This is a genomic window from Sphaerisporangium fuscum, assembly GCF_018531465.1.
In the GTDB taxonomy this organism is placed as follows: Bacteria; Actinomycetota; Actinomycetes; order Streptosporangiales; family Streptosporangiaceae; genus Sphaerisporangium; species Sphaerisporangium fuscum.
In genome coordinates, this window is the sequence record NZ_JAHDTF010000036.1 from 17048 (window position 1) to 33886 (window position 16839).

The 16839-nt window shown below is 72.1% G+C and carries 13 protein-coding genes, 1 tRNA gene and 1 pseudogene; 9 read left to right on the top strand and 6 right to left on the bottom strand.

The window, feature by feature from the left end; genetic code table 11:
* Positions 1-35 precede the first annotated feature (35 nt).
* The 5 genes from KIK05_RS37415 (at position 36) to KIK05_RS37435 (ending at position 3709) form a co-directional block, all read left to right on the top strand.
* Positions 36-812, top strand: a complete 777-nt coding sequence (locus tag KIK05_RS37415; protein WP_214415605.1) for a M15 family metallopeptidase — start codon at positions 36-38, stop codon at positions 810-812.
* Positions 813-847: 35 nt separating this feature from the next.
* Positions 848-1735 (top strand): NUDIX hydrolase, encoded by an 888-nt coding sequence (locus KIK05_RS37420; RefSeq protein ID WP_214415606.1) that lies wholly within the window; start codon positions 848-850, stop codon positions 1733-1735.
* Between the two features lie 65 nt (positions 1736-1800).
* On the top strand, positions 1801-2829 hold the full coding sequence (locus KIK05_RS37425; RefSeq protein ID WP_214415607.1) for a permease: 1029 nt from the start codon (positions 1801-1803) through the stop codon (positions 2827-2829).
* A gap of 5 nt (positions 2830-2834) precedes the next feature.
* Entirely contained in the window at positions 2835-3569 is a 735-nt protein-coding gene (locus KIK05_RS37430; RefSeq protein WP_214415608.1) for a TIGR03943 family putative permease subunit, read from the top strand.
* A 50-nt stretch (positions 3570-3619) separates the two neighbouring features.
* Positions 3620-3709: transfer RNA gene (locus KIK05_RS37435), tRNA-Ser, on the top strand.
* Between the two features lie 34 nt (positions 3710-3743).
* On the opposite strand, the gene KIK05_RS47555 is transcribed toward KIK05_RS37435, so the two are convergent.
* Complete coding sequence (locus KIK05_RS47555; RefSeq protein ID WP_308250277.1) at positions 3744-6143, bottom strand: nucleotide-binding protein; 2400 nt, start codon at positions 6141-6143, stop codon at positions 3744-3746.
* Positions 6144-6257: 114 nt separating this feature from the next.
* Here KIK05_RS47555 and KIK05_RS37445 point away from each other — a divergent pair, with 114 nt between their 5' ends.
* Entirely contained in the window at positions 6258-7214 is a 957-nt protein-coding gene (locus KIK05_RS37445) for an NAD(P)H-quinone oxidoreductase (protein ID WP_214415609.1), read from the top strand.
* 15 nt (positions 7215-7229) lie between these two features.
* Positions 7230-7751, top strand: coding sequence for a bacterial proteasome activator family protein (locus tag KIK05_RS37450; protein WP_214415610.1), 522 nt, complete (start codon positions 7230-7232; stop codon positions 7749-7751).
* On the opposite strand, the gene KIK05_RS37455 is transcribed toward KIK05_RS37450, so the two are convergent.
* On the bottom strand, positions 7742-8554 hold the full coding sequence (locus KIK05_RS37455; protein WP_214415611.1) for an HAD family hydrolase: 813 nt from the start codon (positions 8552-8554) through the stop codon (positions 7742-7744). The two genes, KIK05_RS37450 and KIK05_RS37455, sit on opposite strands and share 10 nt — an antisense overlap.
* Before the next feature lie 237 nt (positions 8555-8791).
* Between KIK05_RS37455 and KIK05_RS37460 the strand changes: the two genes are divergently transcribed.
* The gene (locus KIK05_RS37460; protein ID WP_189164413.1) at positions 8792-8995 is read left to right on the top strand and encodes a cold-shock protein; all 204 of its coding nucleotides are present in this window, start codon (positions 8792-8794) and stop codon (positions 8993-8995) included.
* Positions 8996-9153: 158 nt separating this feature from the next.
* Here the strand turns inward: KIK05_RS37460 and serS are convergent, their stop codons facing one another.
* From serS to KIK05_RS37475, 3 genes are all read right to left on the bottom strand, one after another.
* Positions 9154-10416 carry a serine--tRNA ligase gene (serS, locus tag KIK05_RS37465; RefSeq protein ID WP_214415612.1) on the bottom strand — a complete coding sequence of 421 codons (1263 nt, stop codon included), beginning with the start codon at positions 10414-10416 and terminating at the stop codon, positions 9154-9156.
* A gap of 61 nt (positions 10417-10477) precedes the next feature.
* On the bottom strand, positions 10478-11398 hold the full coding sequence (gene pheA / locus KIK05_RS37470) for a prephenate dehydratase (RefSeq protein ID WP_214415613.1): 921 nt from the start codon (positions 11396-11398) through the stop codon (positions 10478-10480).
* 87 nt (positions 11399-11485) lie between these two features.
* On the bottom strand, positions 11486-12799 hold the full coding sequence (locus tag KIK05_RS37475; RefSeq protein WP_308250278.1) for a glycosyltransferase 87 family protein: 1314 nt from the start codon (positions 12797-12799) through the stop codon (positions 11486-11488).
* Positions 12800-12983: 184 nt separating this feature from the next.
* Between KIK05_RS37475 and KIK05_RS49725 the strand changes: the two genes are divergently transcribed.
* Positions 12984-15347, top strand: coding sequence for a hypothetical protein (locus KIK05_RS49725; protein WP_443729134.1), 2364 nt, complete (start codon positions 12984-12986; stop codon positions 15345-15347).
* 295 nt (positions 15348-15642) lie between these two features.
* On the opposite strand, the pseudogene mptB reads toward KIK05_RS49725, so the two are convergent.
* A pseudogene (gene mptB / locus KIK05_RS37480) lies at positions 15643-16800 on the bottom strand (polyprenol phosphomannose-dependent alpha 1,6 mannosyltransferase MptB); the annotation flags it as partial.
* Between the last annotated feature and the right edge of the window lie 39 nt (positions 16801-16839).

Below are 16839 nucleotides of genomic sequence, written 5' to 3' on the forward strand. Positions count from 1 at the left end.
TCACGAACGCTGCCGGCATGGCCTTACGCTGACGTATGCGCGACATTCGAAAGCTTCGCCACCTGGGCCTTCTCGCCCTGGCATGCGCGTCGGCCACGCTCACGGCCTGCGGCGGCGCGGGCTCCGGCGTGGTCGCGGAATCCGCGACGGTCTCCCCGACGGCCTCCGCAGCGCCGTCCGAGACCCCCACCGCGGCGCCGTCACCGTCGCCGTCCGCGACGCCGAGCCCGGAGCCGTCCGGGCCACCCGCCTTCTCGGCGAAGGTCTCGAAGGTGACGGCCGGGCAGCTGAAGGGCTCCTGGCACCCGGGCTGCCCCGTCTCCCCGGACGAGCTGCGCAAGGTCACCATGACCTACTGGGGGTTCGACAAGAAGGCCCACACCGGAGAGCTGATCGTCAACCGCGCCGTCACCGACGACGTGGCCGTGGTGTTCGAGCAGCTGTACGCCTGGCGGTACCCGATCACGCGCATGGAGCCGATCGACGCCTACAAGGGCAGCGACTTCGACTCCATCGACGCCGACAACACCTCGGCGTTCAACTGCCGCAGGACCACCGGTGCGAGCAGCTGGTCGAAGCATTCGTACGGCAAGGCCATCGACATCAACCCCCGGGAGAACCCGTGGGTCGAGCCTGACGGCTCGGTGGCGCACCCGAACGCCGAGAAGTTCGCCGACCGGCCCCTCCACAAGCCGGGCGTGATCAACGCCGACGACCGCGTGGTCCGGCTGTTCGAGAAGTACGGCTGGGAGTGGGGCGGATACTTCAACGATGCCAAGGACTACCAGCACTTCGCCAAGGGCGGCGGCTGAGCCCGTAGGGCCGGGGCCTGGGGCACGATAGAGGCATGGCGGCCAAGGACGGCGACGGGTGGGCGCTTTGCGCGCGCGGGCACAGGCACTGGGGGGTGCACGGGGCCTCCGGGTTGCTGGCCGTCCACTACGACGTCGACGGCACGCCGCACATCCTGATGCAGAAGCGGTCCCTGTGGAGCCATCACGGAGGCACCTGGGGCCTGCCCGGGGGCGCTCTCGACAGCCACGAGGACGCCGTCGCCGGGGCGCTCAGGGAGGCCCTGGAGGAGGTCGCGCTGAGCGGTGACGGGCTGCGGGTCCTCGGCGTCCACGTCGACGACCACGGCGGCTGGTCGTTCCAGACCGTCATCGCGGAGGCGGAGCACCGTTTCCCCGCCTCCCCCGCCAACGACGAGAGCGACGACATACGGTGGCTGCCCGCCGACGAGGTCCCGGGCATGGAGCTGCACCCGGGTCTCGCCGAGACCTGGCCGGTGATCATGTCCGGGCTCCCGCCGTCCTGGCTGGTGCTCGACGCGGCCAACATCATCGGCGCGCGTGCCGAGCACGGCTGGTGGCGCGACCGGCCCGGGGCCGCCGGACGGCTGCTGGAGGACGTCGAGCGGGCCCTCCCGCGCGGCCTGCGCCCGCCGGACGGGTTCCCCGCGCCGGCGCAGTGGTTCCCCAGGGTGATCACGGTGGTCGAGGGGGAGGCCAGAGGGGTACGCGGCGACGGGTCGGTGAGCGTCGTCGACGCCCCTCGCAGCGGGGACGACGCGATCGTCGAGACGGTGCGCGAGATCCGTGAGGACAGGCCGTGGGAGCCCGTGCTGGTCGTCACGGCCGACCGGGAGCTGCGCCGCCGGGTCAAGGAGCTGGCAGCCGAGGTGATCGGCCCGAGTTGGCTCCTTCAGCAACTCCCGGCAAGAGGACGGGTGTAGCGTCGGAAAGCGACCCGCCACCAACCCCTATCCCCACATTTGCAGAAATATGTGCCTAGTCATTCATGAGCGACCGAACCACTCTCGACTGGCCCACTGAGCCCGACAGTCCCATCCCGCCGCCGACCTGGGGACGGCGGGCCCCCGAGGCACAGGTCCTTCCCTGGGTGTTCGCGGCCCTGGTGGGCTTCCTGCTGCTCGGCAACGTCCTCCTCGCGCCACGGCTCACCGCTCCGGCGCTGCGCACCTGGTCCACGATCTTCGTGGCCGTCTGCGTGCAGGCCCTCCCCTTCCTGATCTTCGGCGTGGCGCTGTCGGCCGCGATCACGGCCTTCGTCCCCGCGTCGTTCTGGACCCGGGTGCTGCCGCGCCGGCCGTACGCCGCCGTGCCCGTCGCGGGCCTGGCCGGGGTCGTACTGCCCGGCTGCGAATGCGCGTCGGTGCCGGTCGCGTCCGGGCTGATGTCCCGCGGGGTGACCCCGGCCGCCGCGCTCGCCTTCCTTCTGGCCTCCCCGGCCGTCAACCCCGTCGTGCTGGTGGCGACCGCCGTGGCCTTCCCGGGCCGGCCGGTCATGGTGGTGGCGCGGTTCACCGCGTCCCTGCTGGTGGCCGTGCTCGCCGGCTGGGTGTGGCAGGCGCTCGGCCGCCGCGTTCCCCTGCGCGTCCCCACACGCGCCCCGGCCGGGGACGGAGGGCGCTGGGCGTCCTTCCTGTCGGCCATGCGGCACGACTTCCTGCACGCCGGAGGGTTCCTCGTCGTGGGAGGGCTGACCGCCGCGACGCTGAACGTGGTGGTGCCCCGCACGTGGCTGTCGTCGGTGGCGGACGTCCCCTGGCTGGCGGTGCCGGTCCTCGCGGTGCTCGCGGTCGTGCTGTCGATCTGCTCGGAGGCCGACGCCTTCGTCGCCGCGTCGCTCACGGCGTTCTCCCCGACGGCGAAGCTCGCGTTCCTCGTGGTGGGCCCGATGGTCGACCTGAAGCTGATCGCGCTGCAGGCCGGGACGTTCGGCCGGGCCTTCGTGGCACGGTTCGTCCCGCTGACGTTCGCGCTCGCCGTCCTGGTGAGCGTGCTGACCGGATGGGTACTGCTGTGAACCGGATGGCGCAGAGCCTGGTGACGACCCTGGTGGGCGGCGCCATCCTGCGGATCTCCCTGCTGTCGGACAGCTATCTGAACTACGTCAAACCCGGTTTCCGGTTCCCGCTCATCGCGGCAGGACTGGTGATCTTCGCGCTGGGCGTGCACGGCCTGATGCAGGAGTGGCGCAAGCCGTACGTCCCGAAGGGCCGCGCGGACGCCGCGCCGGAGCCCGAGCCGGGACACGACCACGAGCCGCACGGGCCCCGCGTGGCCTGGCTGCTCTGCCTTCCGGTGATCGCCGTCTTCCTCATCGCCCCGCCCGCCCTCGGATCGTTCGCCGCCGAGCGGGACGAGACGCCGCAACCGAAACCCGTGGCGCTCGACGGGTACGGCGCGCTGCCCCCGGACCAGGTGAACGCCATGCCGCTCGGGGAGTTCATCGGCCGCGCCTGGAGCGACGCGAACACCTCACTGCGGGACAGGAAGGTCAAGCTGACCGGCTTCGCCGTGCGTTCCAGGAAGAAGGGCCAGTGGTACCTCGCACGCATGCAGCTCAGGTGCTGCGCGGCCGACGCCTTCCCCCTGAAGGTCGCCGTGCTCGGCGTCCCCTCGCCCCCACGGGACACCTGGGTCGAGGTGACGGGCACCTGGGTGCCGGTCGACTACGACGAGCTGCCCAAGGGCACCGTGGCCCCCGAAATGAAGGCGACCGGCGTCACCAAGGTCGCCCCTCCCGCCGAGCCGTACGAATGACGACTCGCGCGCGAGCCCGGTCCCGGCACCGCTATCGTTGATGTCGCACTGGAGGGTTCGCATAGTGGACGAGTGCAGCCGCCTTGAAAGCGGCCAGGTCGGCGACGGCCTCGTGGGTTCGAATCCCACACCCTCCGCCATCCGCACGCCGGCGGCCGGCGCGGGCCGGCCGCCTCAGCCGCGCAACCCGCCGAAGCCGTCGCCCACGGAGGCGGCCAGCTGCAGGTAGGAGTCCCTGGTCGCCGTCTGCAGGCGGTCGAGGTCGATCTCGGCGCCCTCCTCCAGGTGCGGGTCGTACGGCACCCTGATCACCGCCCGGCAGCGCGCCGCGAAGTGGGCCTCCAGCTTGTCGAGGTCGACCTTCGACTTCGACCTCGGCCGCACGCTGCACAGCACCACGGTGGCCGCCTTCACCAGGTCGGCGTAGTGGTGCGCCTCCAGCCAGTCGAGCGTCGCCGAGGCGGCCCGCGCGCCGTCGACCGAGGGCGAGCTGACCAGCACGAGCTGGTCGGCGAGGCCGAGCACCCCCGACATCGCCGAGTGGAGCAGGCCCGTGCCGCAGTCGGTGAGGCAGATCGAGTAGAAGTTCTCCAGGACCTGCGCCACCGCCTGGTAGTCGGAGGCGCTGAACGCCTCCGAGACCGACGGGTCCCTGTCGGAGGCCAGGATCTCCAGCCGCGAGGGCGCCTGCGAGGTGAACGCCCGGATGTCGACGTAGCGCTTGATCTGCTGCCGCTCGTTCAGCAGGTCGCGCACGGTCGCGGACGTCTCGAGCTCCACCTTGTCCGACAGCGTGCCGCGGTCGGGGTTGGCGTCGACGGCGATCACGCGGTCGCCGCGGATGGACGCCAGCGTCGCGCCGAGGCCGACCGTGGTGGTGGTCTTGCCGACGCCGCCCTTCAGGCTCAGGATGGCCACCCTGTGGTGCCCGGTGGCGACGGGAGTACGCGCCCGCGCGACCAGCTCACGGCGGCGGCGCACCTCCGGCGACTCCCCCGGCTTGATCAACCCGGCGGACGCCTTGTAGATGACCTTCCGCCAGCCTCCGGCGGGGGCGTTCCTCCGGCCGCGCAGCAGCGACACCGGGTCGAGGCTGTCGGCCGTCTGCCGCGCGCCGCTCGCGGCCATGGCCACCGCCTTGGAGCCCGTGGTCTTGAGGCCGGCCCGCTGCCCGGCCGGCGCCCCGAAGGACGGCTGGAGGGACGGCGCCGGCTGGGGCGTCCGCCCACGGCGCGGACGGTACGGCTCGCGCTCCTCCGGAGCCTGCTCCTGAGCGCCGCCACCGGCAGGCGCGACAGGGGGGACCGGCGACGGCGGGGAGGCGGGGGGAGCCTCGGGAAGCGTCCGGGGCGGGGCCGCGGAGAGCGAGGAGACCGGGGACGGCTGGGCGGCGGGGGGCTCGGGGATCGAGGAGGGCGGTGGGACGGAGCCCAAGGCCCCCGGAGAGGCCGCGGGAGCCGAGGCCGGAGGAACGGGAGGAGAGGCGGGCGCCGGCGCCGGAGAGACAGGGGGAGGAACGGGAGAGACGGGAAGAGACGCCGGGCCGGAGGCCGAGGACTCGGCGGAAGGCTCCGTTTCCCCGCGCTCCGGCTGGGCCTCGGGGGACCGTTCGTACAGCGGGTGGTCGACGGCGGGCACGACCACCGCCTCGGTGTCGGAGACGCCGCCGGAGGCGAAGGCGTCGAAGCGCTCCTGCTCCGGGTCGCGCTCGGCGGTCTCGGCCACGGGCAGGGCGGTCTCGGCCGCCGGGAGCGCGGCCTCCAGCCAGCCGCGCAACGGCTGCTCGCCGGCCGTGCCGGGCTCGGGCTTCTCCACCGCGGGCGCGGGCGGGTCGCTCTTGCCGGCGCCGAGGGGGTCGAGGGCCGTCCAGCCGGAGGACGACCTGCTCCCGGACTGCTCGGTGAGAGAGCCGAAGGTGAAGCTGTCGGTCTCGTCCCCGGGCGGCGTCTCCACCGGAGAGGCGATCCCCGCGGAGGAAGACCGCTCCCCGAAGGCGCCGGTGGACGCGGAAGGCTCGCCGAAGGCGCCGGTGGAGGACCGCTCATCCAGGGCGCCGGCGCCCGCGGAGGACGGATGCTCCCCGAACGCACCGGCCCCTCCGGAGGAGGAGAGACCGCCGAACGCCCCCGTCGACGCGGGACGCTCCCCGAACGGGCCGGTGCCGCCGGGCGCGGGCAGGTCGCCGAACGCGCCGGTGCCGGTGGAGGCGGGGCGCTCCCCGAACGCGCCCGTACCGGTGGACGGGGCCGGGTCGGCGGGCTTGGCCCAGCGGTCGAGGCCGTCGGGCTCGGCGGGGCGGACACCGCCGGTGTCCCTCCCGGGGCGGTCGCCCGGGCCGTCGTCGGGCTGCTTGGCGCCGTGCGCGGGGTCGCCGGCGGCGCGGAACATCGGCGACGGGGCGGCCGGAGGCTCGGACGGCACCAGAGCCCAGGGGTCGGGAGGGTAGGGCGAGACCGCGGGGTCGTCGGCGGTGGCGCTCACCGCGAGAGGCGTGTCCTCGTTCTCCTTGATCGCGTCGAGCCAGGCGAGCTGCTCTTCGAGGGAATGAGGATCCTCACGATCGTGTCTTGCCACCGTGTTCCCCCTCGGGACTGGGCTAAAGGGGCAGCAAATAGAAGGAAGATTACCGCTCGCTATCTCGGCGAACAGGGGCAACCGGCGACTTGGCTACCCGGATAGTTTGGTCACATGCACGCGATCGTTATTTCCCGGCCCGGCGGACCCGAGGTACTGGAGTGGCGTGAGGTTCCAGATCCTCGCCCCGCTCGGGATGAAGTGGTGATCGAGGTGACCGCCGCGGGCGTCAACCGCGCCGACCTGCTGCAGCGGCAGGGACTCTACTCGCCTCCACCGGGCGCCTCCGAGTTGCCCGGCCTCGAATGCTCCGGAGTGGTCGTCGAGGTCGGCGAGGGAGTCTCGAAGTTCACCGCCGGGGAGGAGGTGTGCGCGCTGCTGACCGGCGGCGGCTATGCCGAGAAGGTGGCCGTCCCATGGGAGCAGGTGCTCCATGCCCCGTCCGGCATTCCGCTGGTGAACGCGGCGGCGCTTCCCGAGGCCGCGTGCACGGTGTGGTCGAAGGTCTTCATGATCGGACGGCTGCGGCGCGGCGAGACGCTCCTCGTCCACGGAGGCACGAGCGGCATCGGCACCATGGCGATCCAGATGGCCAAGGCACTCGGCTCGTACGTGGTCGCCACGGCCGGCACGCCCGAGAAGGTGGCCCGCTGCCTCGAACTCGGGGCGGACGAGGCGATCAACTACCGCGAGGAGGACTTCGCCACCAAGGTCAAGGCCGATGTGATTCTCGACATCATCGGCGCCAAGTACCTCCGGCAGAACATCGAGGTGCTGAAGACCGGCGGACGCCTGGTCGTGATCGGCCTCCAGGGCGGCACCAGGGGCGAGATCGACCTCGGGGCGCTGCTGGCCAAGCGCGGCTCGCTCCACGCCACCGCCCTGCGGGGACGGCCGGTGGCCGAGAAGGGCGCGATCGTGCGGGGCGTCGGCGAGAATATATGGCCTCTGGTGAGCGCTGGAGCGGTCTGCCCGGTCATCCACGAGATCGTGCCGATGGCCGAGGCCGCCCGAGCCCACCGAATCCTCGAATCCGGTGAGCACATCGGCAAAGTCCTGTTGGCCAGGTGAGCTAGGTTGAATGGCATGAACGCTGAGGAGAGCACCCCGCACATCGTGGTCGTGGGCCCCAACGGCCTCACGGTCGAGGGGGGCAACAATGGCGAGCAGGAGGAGCGCTCCGTCGCCGAGCTCGTCGAGCAGCCGGCGAAGGTCATGCGCATCGGCAGCATGATCCGCCAGCTCCTCGAGGAGGTGCGCGCGGCGCCTCTCGACGAGGCCAGCCGCAAGCGCCTCAAGGACATCCACAAGAGCTCGATCAAGGAGCTCGAGGACGGCTTGGCGCCCGAGCTCGTCGACGAGCTCGAACGGCTGTCCCTGCCGTTCGCCGACGCCGACGACAGTCCCCCGCCGAGCGACGCGGAGCTGCGGGTGGCCCACGCCCAGCTCGTCGGCTGGCTCGAAGGTCTGTTCCACGGCATCCAGACCACGCTGTTCGCCCAGCAGATGGCCGCCAGGGCGCAGCTGGAGCAGATGCGGCGGGCGCTGCCTCAGGGCATGTCCCAGGAGGACCAGCAGCCCCACCGCTCCTCGGGCCCTTACCTGTAGCCGGTTCCGCCGTACAGCTCTTCGAGGACCCGGGCGACGCCGTCGTCGTCGTTCGCCGCCGTCACGTGCCTGACGGCGGCGAGCACGTCCGGGTGGGCGTTCGCCACGGCGTAGGACCTGCCCGCCCATGACAGCATCGGCAGGTCGTTCGGCATGTCTCCGAACGCCACCACATCCTCGGCGGTGATGCGGTGCCGGTGGGCGAGCGCGGCGAGCGCGGAGGCCTTCGTGACTCCCTGCGCGCTCATCTCGATCAGTCCTCTGCGGCTGGAGTGGGTGGCCGTCAGCAGGTCGCCGACGACCTCCTGCACCAGGACGTGGAGCGGGTCGGCGTCCATGCTGTGGTGGAAGGCCAGGAGCTTGGCGCAGGGCTGGGAGGTCAGCGTGGAGACGCCCACGCGGAGCCCTGAGACCTCTCTGCTGTCCGCCGAGGCGAGCCTGAAGCCGCTTTCATGGGCGAACCCGCCTTCGTACTCCACGGAGAAGCTCAGCTCCGGCAGGCGGTCGCGCAGGCGGGCCACGGCCTCGGAGAGGATCTCCGGATCGATGAGGTGCGACTCGACGATGGTCTCGGTGTGCAGGTCGTAGACGAGGGCTCCGTTGGCGCAGATGGCGAGCCCGTGGTGCCGTACGGCTCCGGCGACGGCGCCCATCCAGCGAGGGGGCCTGCCGGTGACGAACACCAGGACCGCCCCGGCCCGCTCGACGAGCTCGAACGCGGCGGCGGTGCGGGGGGAGACGGTGCCGTCGGAGCGCAGGGCTGTGCCGTCCAGGTCGGTGGCGACGAGTCTCGGGCTGGCCATAACAAGCTCTAGTTTGCCCTGTGGCGGGACCGGGGCCCGCCTCAGCCCTGGGAGAAAAAGATTCTCGCGAGGAGCGGGAACAAAGGCGCTCCGATAGTGTTAGATGTGGTGGCGTTGTATTAGCTGAACCCGATGTGCAGAACCAGCTTGACTGTCTGAGCGGCCCCGGGAAGCTGTGCGACACAACCCGGGGTTCGCGAGGTGTGAACCCCAAGATCAATTGCAGGGAGAGCTTTAATGGCTCAGGGAACCGTCAAGTGGTTCAACGCTGAGAAGGGCTACGGATTCATCGCCCCGGACGGCGACGCTCCGGATGTCTTCGTGCACTTCTCCGAGATCGTCGGGAACGGCTACCGCAGCCTCGAGGACGGCCAGCGGGTCGAGTTCGAGGTCACGCAGGGCCAGAAGGGCCCGCAGGCGTCGCAGGTCCGCGCCGTCTGACCACTGACACACAGAAGGCGGGGTTCGCTTCCAGCGAACCCCGCCTTCGTGTCATATATAGGCCTATTGACCTGACAAAGCGGACAATGTGGCACAAGGCACAACAGTAAGCCGCTTATCCCTTTCGTGATAAGCGGCTTACTGAATGTGAGAAACGCCTACTTGACCGGCTCCAACACGTCGAGTCCGACATATGGCCGCAGCGCCTTAGGCACCACCACAGAGCCGTCGGCCTGCTGGTGGTTCTCCAGGATCGCCACGATCCACCGTGTGGTCGCCAGGGTGCCGTTGAGGGTGGCGACGGTCCTCGGCTTCTCGTCGGTGTCCCTGTAACGCACTGAGAGCCGCCTGGCCTGGAACTCGGTGCAGTTGGACGTCGAGGTGAGCTCGAGGTAGCGGTTCTGCGTCGGGAGCCAGGCCTCACAGTCGAACTTGCGGGCCGCGCTCGCGCCGAGATCGCCCGCCGCGGTGTCGATCACCCGGTACGGCAGCTCGACCTTGGCCAGCATCTCCTTCTCCCACCGGAGCAGACGCTGGTGCTCCTCCTGCGCCTCCTCAGGGCGGCAGTAGGAGAACATCTCGACCTTGTCGAACTGGTGGACCCGGATGATGCCCCGGGTGTCCTTGCCGTACGACCCGGCCTCGCGCCGGAAGCAGGAGGACCACCCGGCGTACCGCAGCGGCAGCGACCGGCCGTCGAGGATCTCGTCCCAGTGGTAGGCCGCCATCGGGGCCTCGGAGGTGCCCACGAGGTAGAGGTCGTCGGCCTCCAGACGGTAGACCTCGGAGGCGTGCGAGCCGAGGAAGCCCGTGCCGGCCATCGCCTCGGGCTTGAGCAGCACCGGCGTGATCATCGGGGTGAAGCCGGCCTCGATGGCCTGCTGCATCGCCATGTTGAGCAGGCCGAGCTGCAGCCGGGCGCCCACGCCCGTGAGGAAGAAGAACCTCGCGCCCGACACCTTCGCGCCGCGCTCGGTGTCGATCGCCCCGAGCATCTCGCCCAGCTCGAGGTGGTCGCGCGGGGTGAAGTCGAACGAGGTCCGCTCGCCGACCTCCTCCAGCACGACGTAGTCGTCCTCGCCGCCGACCGGCGCGCCCTCCTCCACGAGGTTGGGCACGCTCGCCAGCAGCTCGTCGAGCTGCTTGGCGAGCCGCTCGGCCTCCGCCTCGGCGCCCTTCACGTCGGCGGCGAGGTCCTTGGCCCGTGCGAGAAGCGCGGCCCGCTCGTCACCGGAGGACGCGGAGACCGACTTGCCGACGCTCTTCTGCTCGGCGCGGAGCGCCTCGTAGGCACTCAGCGCGCCACGGCGTCGCTCATCGAGGTCGAGCAGCGTGTCGACGACGGAGTCGTCCTCACCGCGGGCACGCTGCGACGCCCGTAGCCGGTCGGGGTCCTCACGAAGGGTACGCAGGTCAATCACACAACAAGGCTACCGATGTCCGGCGGGCGCTCGCGCGGCTATTCGCGGCGTGTGTGATCTGTTACACCTCTCCGGTGCGCATCCTCGCCAGCCAGTCGGCCGCCTCGGCGAAGTCGGAGTCGCCCGTGCCGTGCTTGAGCTGCGGCGCGACCCGGTCCGCCCGAGGGTAGCTGCCGAGGAACCGCACGTCGGAGCAGAGCCTGTGCAGGCCCGAGAGGGCCTCGCCGACGCGCGCCTCGGCGATGTGGCCCTCGGCGTCGAAGTGGAAGAAATAGCGCCCGATGCCGTCACCCGTGGGCCGCGACTCGATGCGCGTCAGGTTGACGCCGCGCACGGCGAACTCACTGAGCATCTCGAGCAGGGCGCCGGGGTGATCGTCGCGGAGGAAGGCGACCAGCGAGGTGCGGTCGGCCCCGGTGGGCTCGGGCAGCGGTCCCGGCCGCGACACCAGCACGAACCTCGTGACCGTGTCGTCGCGGTCGCCGATGCGCGAGGCCAGCTCGCCCAGCCCGTAGTGCTCGCCCGCGATCGCCGGGCCGATCGCCGCGTCGTACGGCGAGCCGGGCGTGGACACCTCCTGCGCGGCGCCCGAGGTCGACGGCGCGGCGACCACCACGGCGTCGGGGAGCTCGCGGGCCAGGAAGTTGCGGCACTGGGTGATCGCCGCCGGGTGGGTGTAGACCCGCTTGATGTGCGGCATCCCGGTGCCCGGGCGTACGAGCAGCGAGAACTCCACGGGCAGGAGCAGCTCGGCGACGATCAGAAGCGGATCTCCCCAGGCGAACTCGTCGAGCGTGACGGTGATCGCGCCCTCGACGGAGTTCTCCAGGGGGACGACGGCGCCGTCGGCCTCGCCCGCACGCACCGCTTCGAGCGCCGCTGTGACATTGGCACGCGGCACGCGCTCGGCGTCGGGCGTGAGAGCCCTCAGAGCGGCTTCGGAGAAGCTGCCCTCAGGCCCGAGGTAGGCGATTTTCGGCATACCGAAAGGGTACCGGGAGTGGTTCGAGAACCGCTCGAGCAACGCTCGATCCCGTCCCTGAGCCGGCCGGGCCCCGCATTGCGAGGCTCAGGACGCGGACACGGGCTCCCCCGCGGCCGTCCGCTCCGCCGCCGCGCACGCCTGTCGCGAACGGCGGGCGAGCAGCCACACCAGGCCGATGGCGCCGAGCCCGAAGGCGTCCTGGACGACGCGCCCGGCCACCGGGCTGAGCACCGGGATCTCGGCGGCACGCAACGAGACCCCCCACCACGGGATCGGCAGCACGTAGTAGAGCCAGACCCCCGCGGGCAGCAGAACCCAGGCCGGGACGAACCTCCGGACACCGGTGGGCGGGCCGCCGGCCCTCCACAGGCGCAGCTCGGAGCCCGCGAGCGCGGCGAGGGCCACGACCGACCAGGCGAGGTGGTGGATCCAGGCCACCGGCGAGATCAGCACCGCCATCAGCCCGGTCAGCGCCACGGCCGTCATCCGGTCGCCGTTCAGCAGGGCGCGACGGGCGTGGCGGAAGCCGTACCACGCGACGGCGGCGGCCAGCACGAGCCACAGCAGCGCGGTGAGCGTCTCGGGAAGGTAGAGGCGGAGCAGCATTCCACGAAGCGACTGGTTGGTGGTGGCGGTGTTGGACCCCACGCGGCCGGAGTCGAGCAGGGCCGAGAACCAGAAATCGGCGGCGTCGTGCGGAATGACCAGGAAGGGCAGCACGGTCAGCAGCACCGTGGTGAAGGCCGCCATGAAGAACGTCCTGCGCTGCTCGGGCAGCGCGTCCCGTCCGAACCCGGTGATCAGCAGGTAGATCAGGAAGACGCCCGGGGTGAGCTTGACCGCGGTGGCGAGCCCGATGAGCATCCCGCGGGGCCACCAGGGGCGGCGGGCGAGACAGTCCACCAGGCACAGCATCACCAGGAGGATGTCCACCTGGCCGAACCGGACCTGGTCCCTGATCGGCATGAGGTAGGTGCACGCCGCCGCGAGCGCGCCGAACAGCAGGGGCAGGGCCCACGCCGGGCGCCGGACGCGCGCCAGGAGCTCCCGGAAGGCGTACCAGACGGTCACGGTGAGGCAGAGGAGGACGCCTGCCGTCCACACCCACTGCGCGGCGGGCCAGGACATCATGGCCAGGGGGACGGCCAGGATCGCGGCGATCGGCGGGTAGGTGAAGGGCAGCAGTTGCGGCGCCGGGGTGATCACGTCGTAGACCGGGAGGCCGCGCAGCAGGCTCTCGCCTCCGGTGCGGTAGACGTCGAGGTCGACGAGCCGCTGGTCGGCGGGGTTGGTCAGCCAGTAGCTCACCAGCGGGACGGCCGCCAGGCCGACGACGAGCAACGCGACCGGCCACACCCACCACCGCCGCCCGGCCACCGCCGCCTCACCACTCCTCACGACGAGGCAGGCTACCGCCTCCCTCACCGTCCCACCCTCTCCCGTCGCCGGCGCGGGACGGCGGCGGCGCCGGACACGGCGGAACCTGTGCCGGCGGTTTCGCGGGCGTGAAAGAGGCCTCTGGCTAGTGGCTATGGTTTCAGGACGAGCCGTCGGCGCAGGAAAGCGAGGGGCCCTGTTGGACATGCGAGAGGCCGTCCGTGGGATCCCCGCGCCCGTCGCCGGGGCGGCCCTCCTGCGGCGGCGCCGCGGGTGGGCGTCGATATGGCCGGTCCTCGTGTGCGCGTTGGCCATGGTCCTGCTCGGCGCCGGCCCGGCCAGGGCGACCGCCTACGACGGCGAGCGTGCGGCGGGGGCCCCGGCAAGAGGCGGCTCGCCGACGGCGTCCTACGACGGGACGCGGTCAGGGACGGCCGGGGCTTCCTCCACGAGTCTCCCCGGCTCCGCCGCGCATGTCCTACTGATCGGTGTGCCGGGGCTGCAGTGGGCGGATCTCAGCCAGGCGGGGACGCCGAACCTCTGGGCGCTGGTCGGGCGAGGGGCGTCGGCGTCGATGTCGACCCGGGCCTATCCGGCGCCCAACCGTCCGATCACCTGCCCGGTCGCGGGATGGCTGACGGTTTCGGCGGGTCAGCGCGCCGGGTCGGGGGCGGGCGAGTGCGCGCTGCCGTCGGCGCCGCAGGTGGCGGCCGACGGCTCGGCGAGCGTTCCGGGCTGGGCGGAGCTGGCGTCGTACAACGCCGCGACCTCCTACCGGGCCGCGATCGGCCTGCTGGGGCAGGCCGTGCGGGACGCGGGCGGGAGCGTGGCGGCGGTCGGCGCGGGCGCCGCACTGGGCGCAGCCGATAAGTCCGGAAAAATCGCTAAATATGCTGACGACGTGCGCGGCCTGGGCGACCCGGCCCGCTACAACCTGATCGTCGCCGACGTCGACGACCTCGCCCGCGCCTGGCTCACCCAGCCGGCCGCCGCCACGACGGCTCCCGCCCCCGATCTCACCCGGCAGGCCCGCGCCCAGGCGGCCGCGAGCGCCGACCGCCGCGTCGGCGAGATCCTCAAGATCCTCCCCGCCGGAGCGACGACCCTCGTCGCCGGGCTCTCCGACGCCTCACCCGCCGCGCACCTCCACACGGCCCTCGCCACCGGTCCGTCCCCCCCCGGGAAGCCGTACGGCCACGGCCACCTCACCGCCTCCTCCACCCGCCAGGAGGCGCTGGTCACCGTCACCGACCTGACGACCACCGTCGCGGACCTGCTCGACGTCACCCTCCCCGAAGGGACGGTCGGACGCCCGTGGACGCCCGCCGGCTCCGCCCCGGCCGCGGTGGGCGACACCGTCCGGGAACTGGCCGACGCCGACCTGGCCAGCCGAGTCCTGGTGCAGGTGCGTGCGCCGTTCTACGCGGTGTTCGTGACCGTCCAGCTGATCTTCTACGGGCTCGCCGCCCTCGCCGTCCGCCGCCGCAGGGGAGGCCCGCGTGTCCTGGTGGCCATGCAGGTCCTGGCGGTGGCCAGCGGCGCGGTGGCGGTGTCCACCTTCCTCGCACAGCTCGTGCCGTGGTGGAACCTGGCCCACCCGATGGTCGCCCTGATCGCCACCATCGTGGGGTTCGCCGCGCTGCTCGCCGCGCTCGCGTTCGCCGGACCGTGGCGCGCGCACGTCCTCGGCCCGCTCGGCGTGGTCGGGGGGCTGACGTCGCTGGCCCTCCTGATCGACGTGGCCACCGGGTCACGTCTCCAGGTGAACGCGGTCACGGGGTACGAACCCGTCACCGGCGGCCGCTTCTACGGTTTCAGCAACATCGCCTTCGCGGTGTACGCGACCGGGACCATCCTCGCCCTCGCCGCGGTGGCGCAGGCGCTGATACGGCGTGGCCGGCGCGTGATCGCCCTGGCCGTCTGCCTGGCGTACGGACTACTCGCGATCTTCGCCGACGGCTGGCCAGGCTGGGGGGCCGACTTCGGCGGCGTCCCCGCCTTCGTGCTCGGGTTCGCGGTGTTCGCGATGATGCTCGCGGGCCTGCGCGTCACCGTCGGAAAACTGGTGATCGTGGCCGCCGCCGGTGCGGTGCTGATCAGCGCGATCGCGGTGGCCGACTGGCTGCGCCCGGCCGAACAGCGCACACATCTCGGGGCCTTCGTCCAGCAGGTGATCGACGGTGAGGGGTTGCCCGTGATCGGCCGCAAGCTCGGCGCGATGCTCGGCACCCTCGGGAACTGGCAACTCACACTGCTCTCGCTCGCCGCGCTGGCGTTCCTCTACCTGGTGCTGGCCCGGCCCTCGGAGTGGGGCGCCTCGGCGCTGAGCCTGGCCTACGCCGAGGCTCCGGCGCTGCGGGCCGCGCTCTTCGGCGTGCTCACCACCGCGCTGGTCGGCTTCCTGATCAACGACTCGGGCATCGCGATCCCGGCCATGGCCCTCACGGTGGCGGTGCCGTTGACGCTGGCCGCGTCGATCCGCGCCCTGCAGCGGTCGTCAGTGCCCACCACGCCAGCACGGCGGTCAGCGCCAGCAGAAGCGCCGGAACCACCACGCCCCGCACAGTGAACAGCCAGCTCAGATCGGCCGGCTGACGGTCCTGCCGGGCGGGCAGGTATGCCAGTGAGAGCACGGTCAGACGCGCGACCATGAACCCGTCGAGCGCCGTGGCCGGGACCATCGCCAGCAGCGCGAAGCCCAGCCCGTCGTACCACGGCAGGGCGTAGGGCGTCGCGAACAGCCACGCCGCCACCACCGCGACGGCGACCCCCGCCGCCTCGGCCAGGCGTGCCCTTGGTGGCCGGCCATCGTCGTACGGCCCTCGCAGCCCTCCCGTCAGGCCGTACGGCACGCGCAGAGCCCGGAGCAGAGCGGTGGCGAGCAGCGCGAGGACCAGCAACGAAGCGATCTGGATCCAGACGCGGTAGGCCCCCGGACCGAAGGCCGCCTGGAGGCCCTTCTGCACGAGATGCCAGGGAGTCGCCCAGGAGATCGACTTGGTGGCGTGGAGCACGGGGTTCAGCGCCTGCGGCCCGGCGAGGAGGTAGGCGACCAGCACGGTGGCCGTGGCCGCGCCCGCCACGACGGCGAGCCGGCGCGGAGACCTCCTCAGCTCCCACGCCGGCCCGATCGCCACCAGGCCGGCGTTCGCCTTGACGGCGATGCCCAGGCCGAGCAGGACCCCGGCCGCCCACCGGCGCCGCTCGGCGCCCGCGAGCAGGGCGGCGACCGCGAAGACGATGGCGACCGTGTCGACGTGCATGCCCGCCACCAGCTGGTAGATCACCAACGGGTTCGCCGTCCACAGCAGCGCGGCCCGCACCTGCCGCCCCCGGCCGCCCTGGCCCGCCTGCCCCTCGATCTCCTGATGGCGGCCCGCGAATCTGTGGAGCAGCAGCGCCGTGGCGACGAACGCGGCGGCGTTGACGGTGGCGAGCAGGAACACCGTCAGCCGCACGGAGCCACCGCCGACCAGGGCGGCCAGCGCCTGCACGGCGGTCGCGACCGGCCCGTAGACGCTCGGCTCCTCGCGCCAGGGCTTCTCCACGGCGTCGGCGATCGGATCGCCGGGCAAGGCGACCGCCCCGGCGGAATAGGGATCGTGGCCGAGGACGGCCATGCGGCCGTAGGCGGCGTAGTTGAGATGGTCGGCGGAGCCGGAGGGCGGCAGGAAGGCCAGAACGGCGGCGGCCAGGCAACCGGCCAGCAGCAACAGGCGGGGGTCGGGCGCCCAGCCGCGACGCACCGCGACCAGTGCCGCGGCGAGCCCGATGCCGCCGAGCAGGACGGCCGCCGCTTCCATGGCGACGACCAGGTGGCCGGCGGGCGAGAGATTCAGAGAGTAGGGCGGCTGCCATCCGGGCCCCGCCAGCGCCGGAACGACCGCCGAGGGCCCGAGCAGGCCGATGGCGATCGTCGCGACGACGCTGAGTGCGATGCCGGAGACGGCGATCCGCGCAGCGGCGTCACGTCCCGGCAACAGGTCCCGATCCACCGGACGATTCCAGCACACCACCGACATCGCCCGAGCCGCCCTGTGGAAAACCCGGCGCCTGTGGCC

What these genes read in the sequence shown, in the direction of transcription:
- KIK05_RS49725 (WP_443729134.1), top strand. Translation starts at nt 12,984, where the DNA reads ATGCGAGAGGCCGTCCGTGGGATCCCCGCGCCCGTCGCCGGGGCGGCC.
- KIK05_RS37425 (WP_214415607.1), top strand. Translation starts at nt 1,801, where the DNA reads ATGAGCGACCGAACCACTCTCGACTGGCCCACTGAGCCCGACAGTCCC.
- KIK05_RS37450 (WP_214415610.1), top strand. Translation starts at nt 7,230, where the DNA reads ATGAACGCTGAGGAGAGCACCCCGCACATCGTGGTCGTGGGCCCCAAC.
- KIK05_RS37460 (WP_189164413.1), top strand. Translation starts at nt 8,792, where the DNA reads ATGGCTCAGGGAACCGTCAAGTGGTTCAACGCTGAGAAGGGCTACGGA.
- pheA (WP_214415613.1), bottom strand. Translation starts at nt 11,398, where the DNA reads ATGCCGAAAATCGCCTACCTCGGGCCTGAGGGCAGCTTCTCCGAAGCC.
- KIK05_RS37430 (WP_214415608.1), top strand. Translation starts at nt 2,835, where the DNA reads ATGGCGCAGAGCCTGGTGACGACCCTGGTGGGCGGCGCCATCCTGCGG.
- KIK05_RS37445 (WP_214415609.1), top strand. Translation starts at nt 6,258, where the DNA reads ATGCACGCGATCGTTATTTCCCGGCCCGGCGGACCCGAGGTACTGGAG.
- KIK05_RS37455 (WP_214415611.1), bottom strand. Translation starts at nt 8,554, where the DNA reads ATGGCCAGCCCGAGACTCGTCGCCACCGACCTGGACGGCACAGCCCTG.
- KIK05_RS37420 (WP_214415606.1), top strand. Translation starts at nt 848, where the DNA reads ATGGCGGCCAAGGACGGCGACGGGTGGGCGCTTTGCGCGCGCGGGCAC.
- KIK05_RS37415 (WP_214415605.1), top strand. Translation starts at nt 36, where the DNA reads ATGCGCGACATTCGAAAGCTTCGCCACCTGGGCCTTCTCGCCCTGGCA.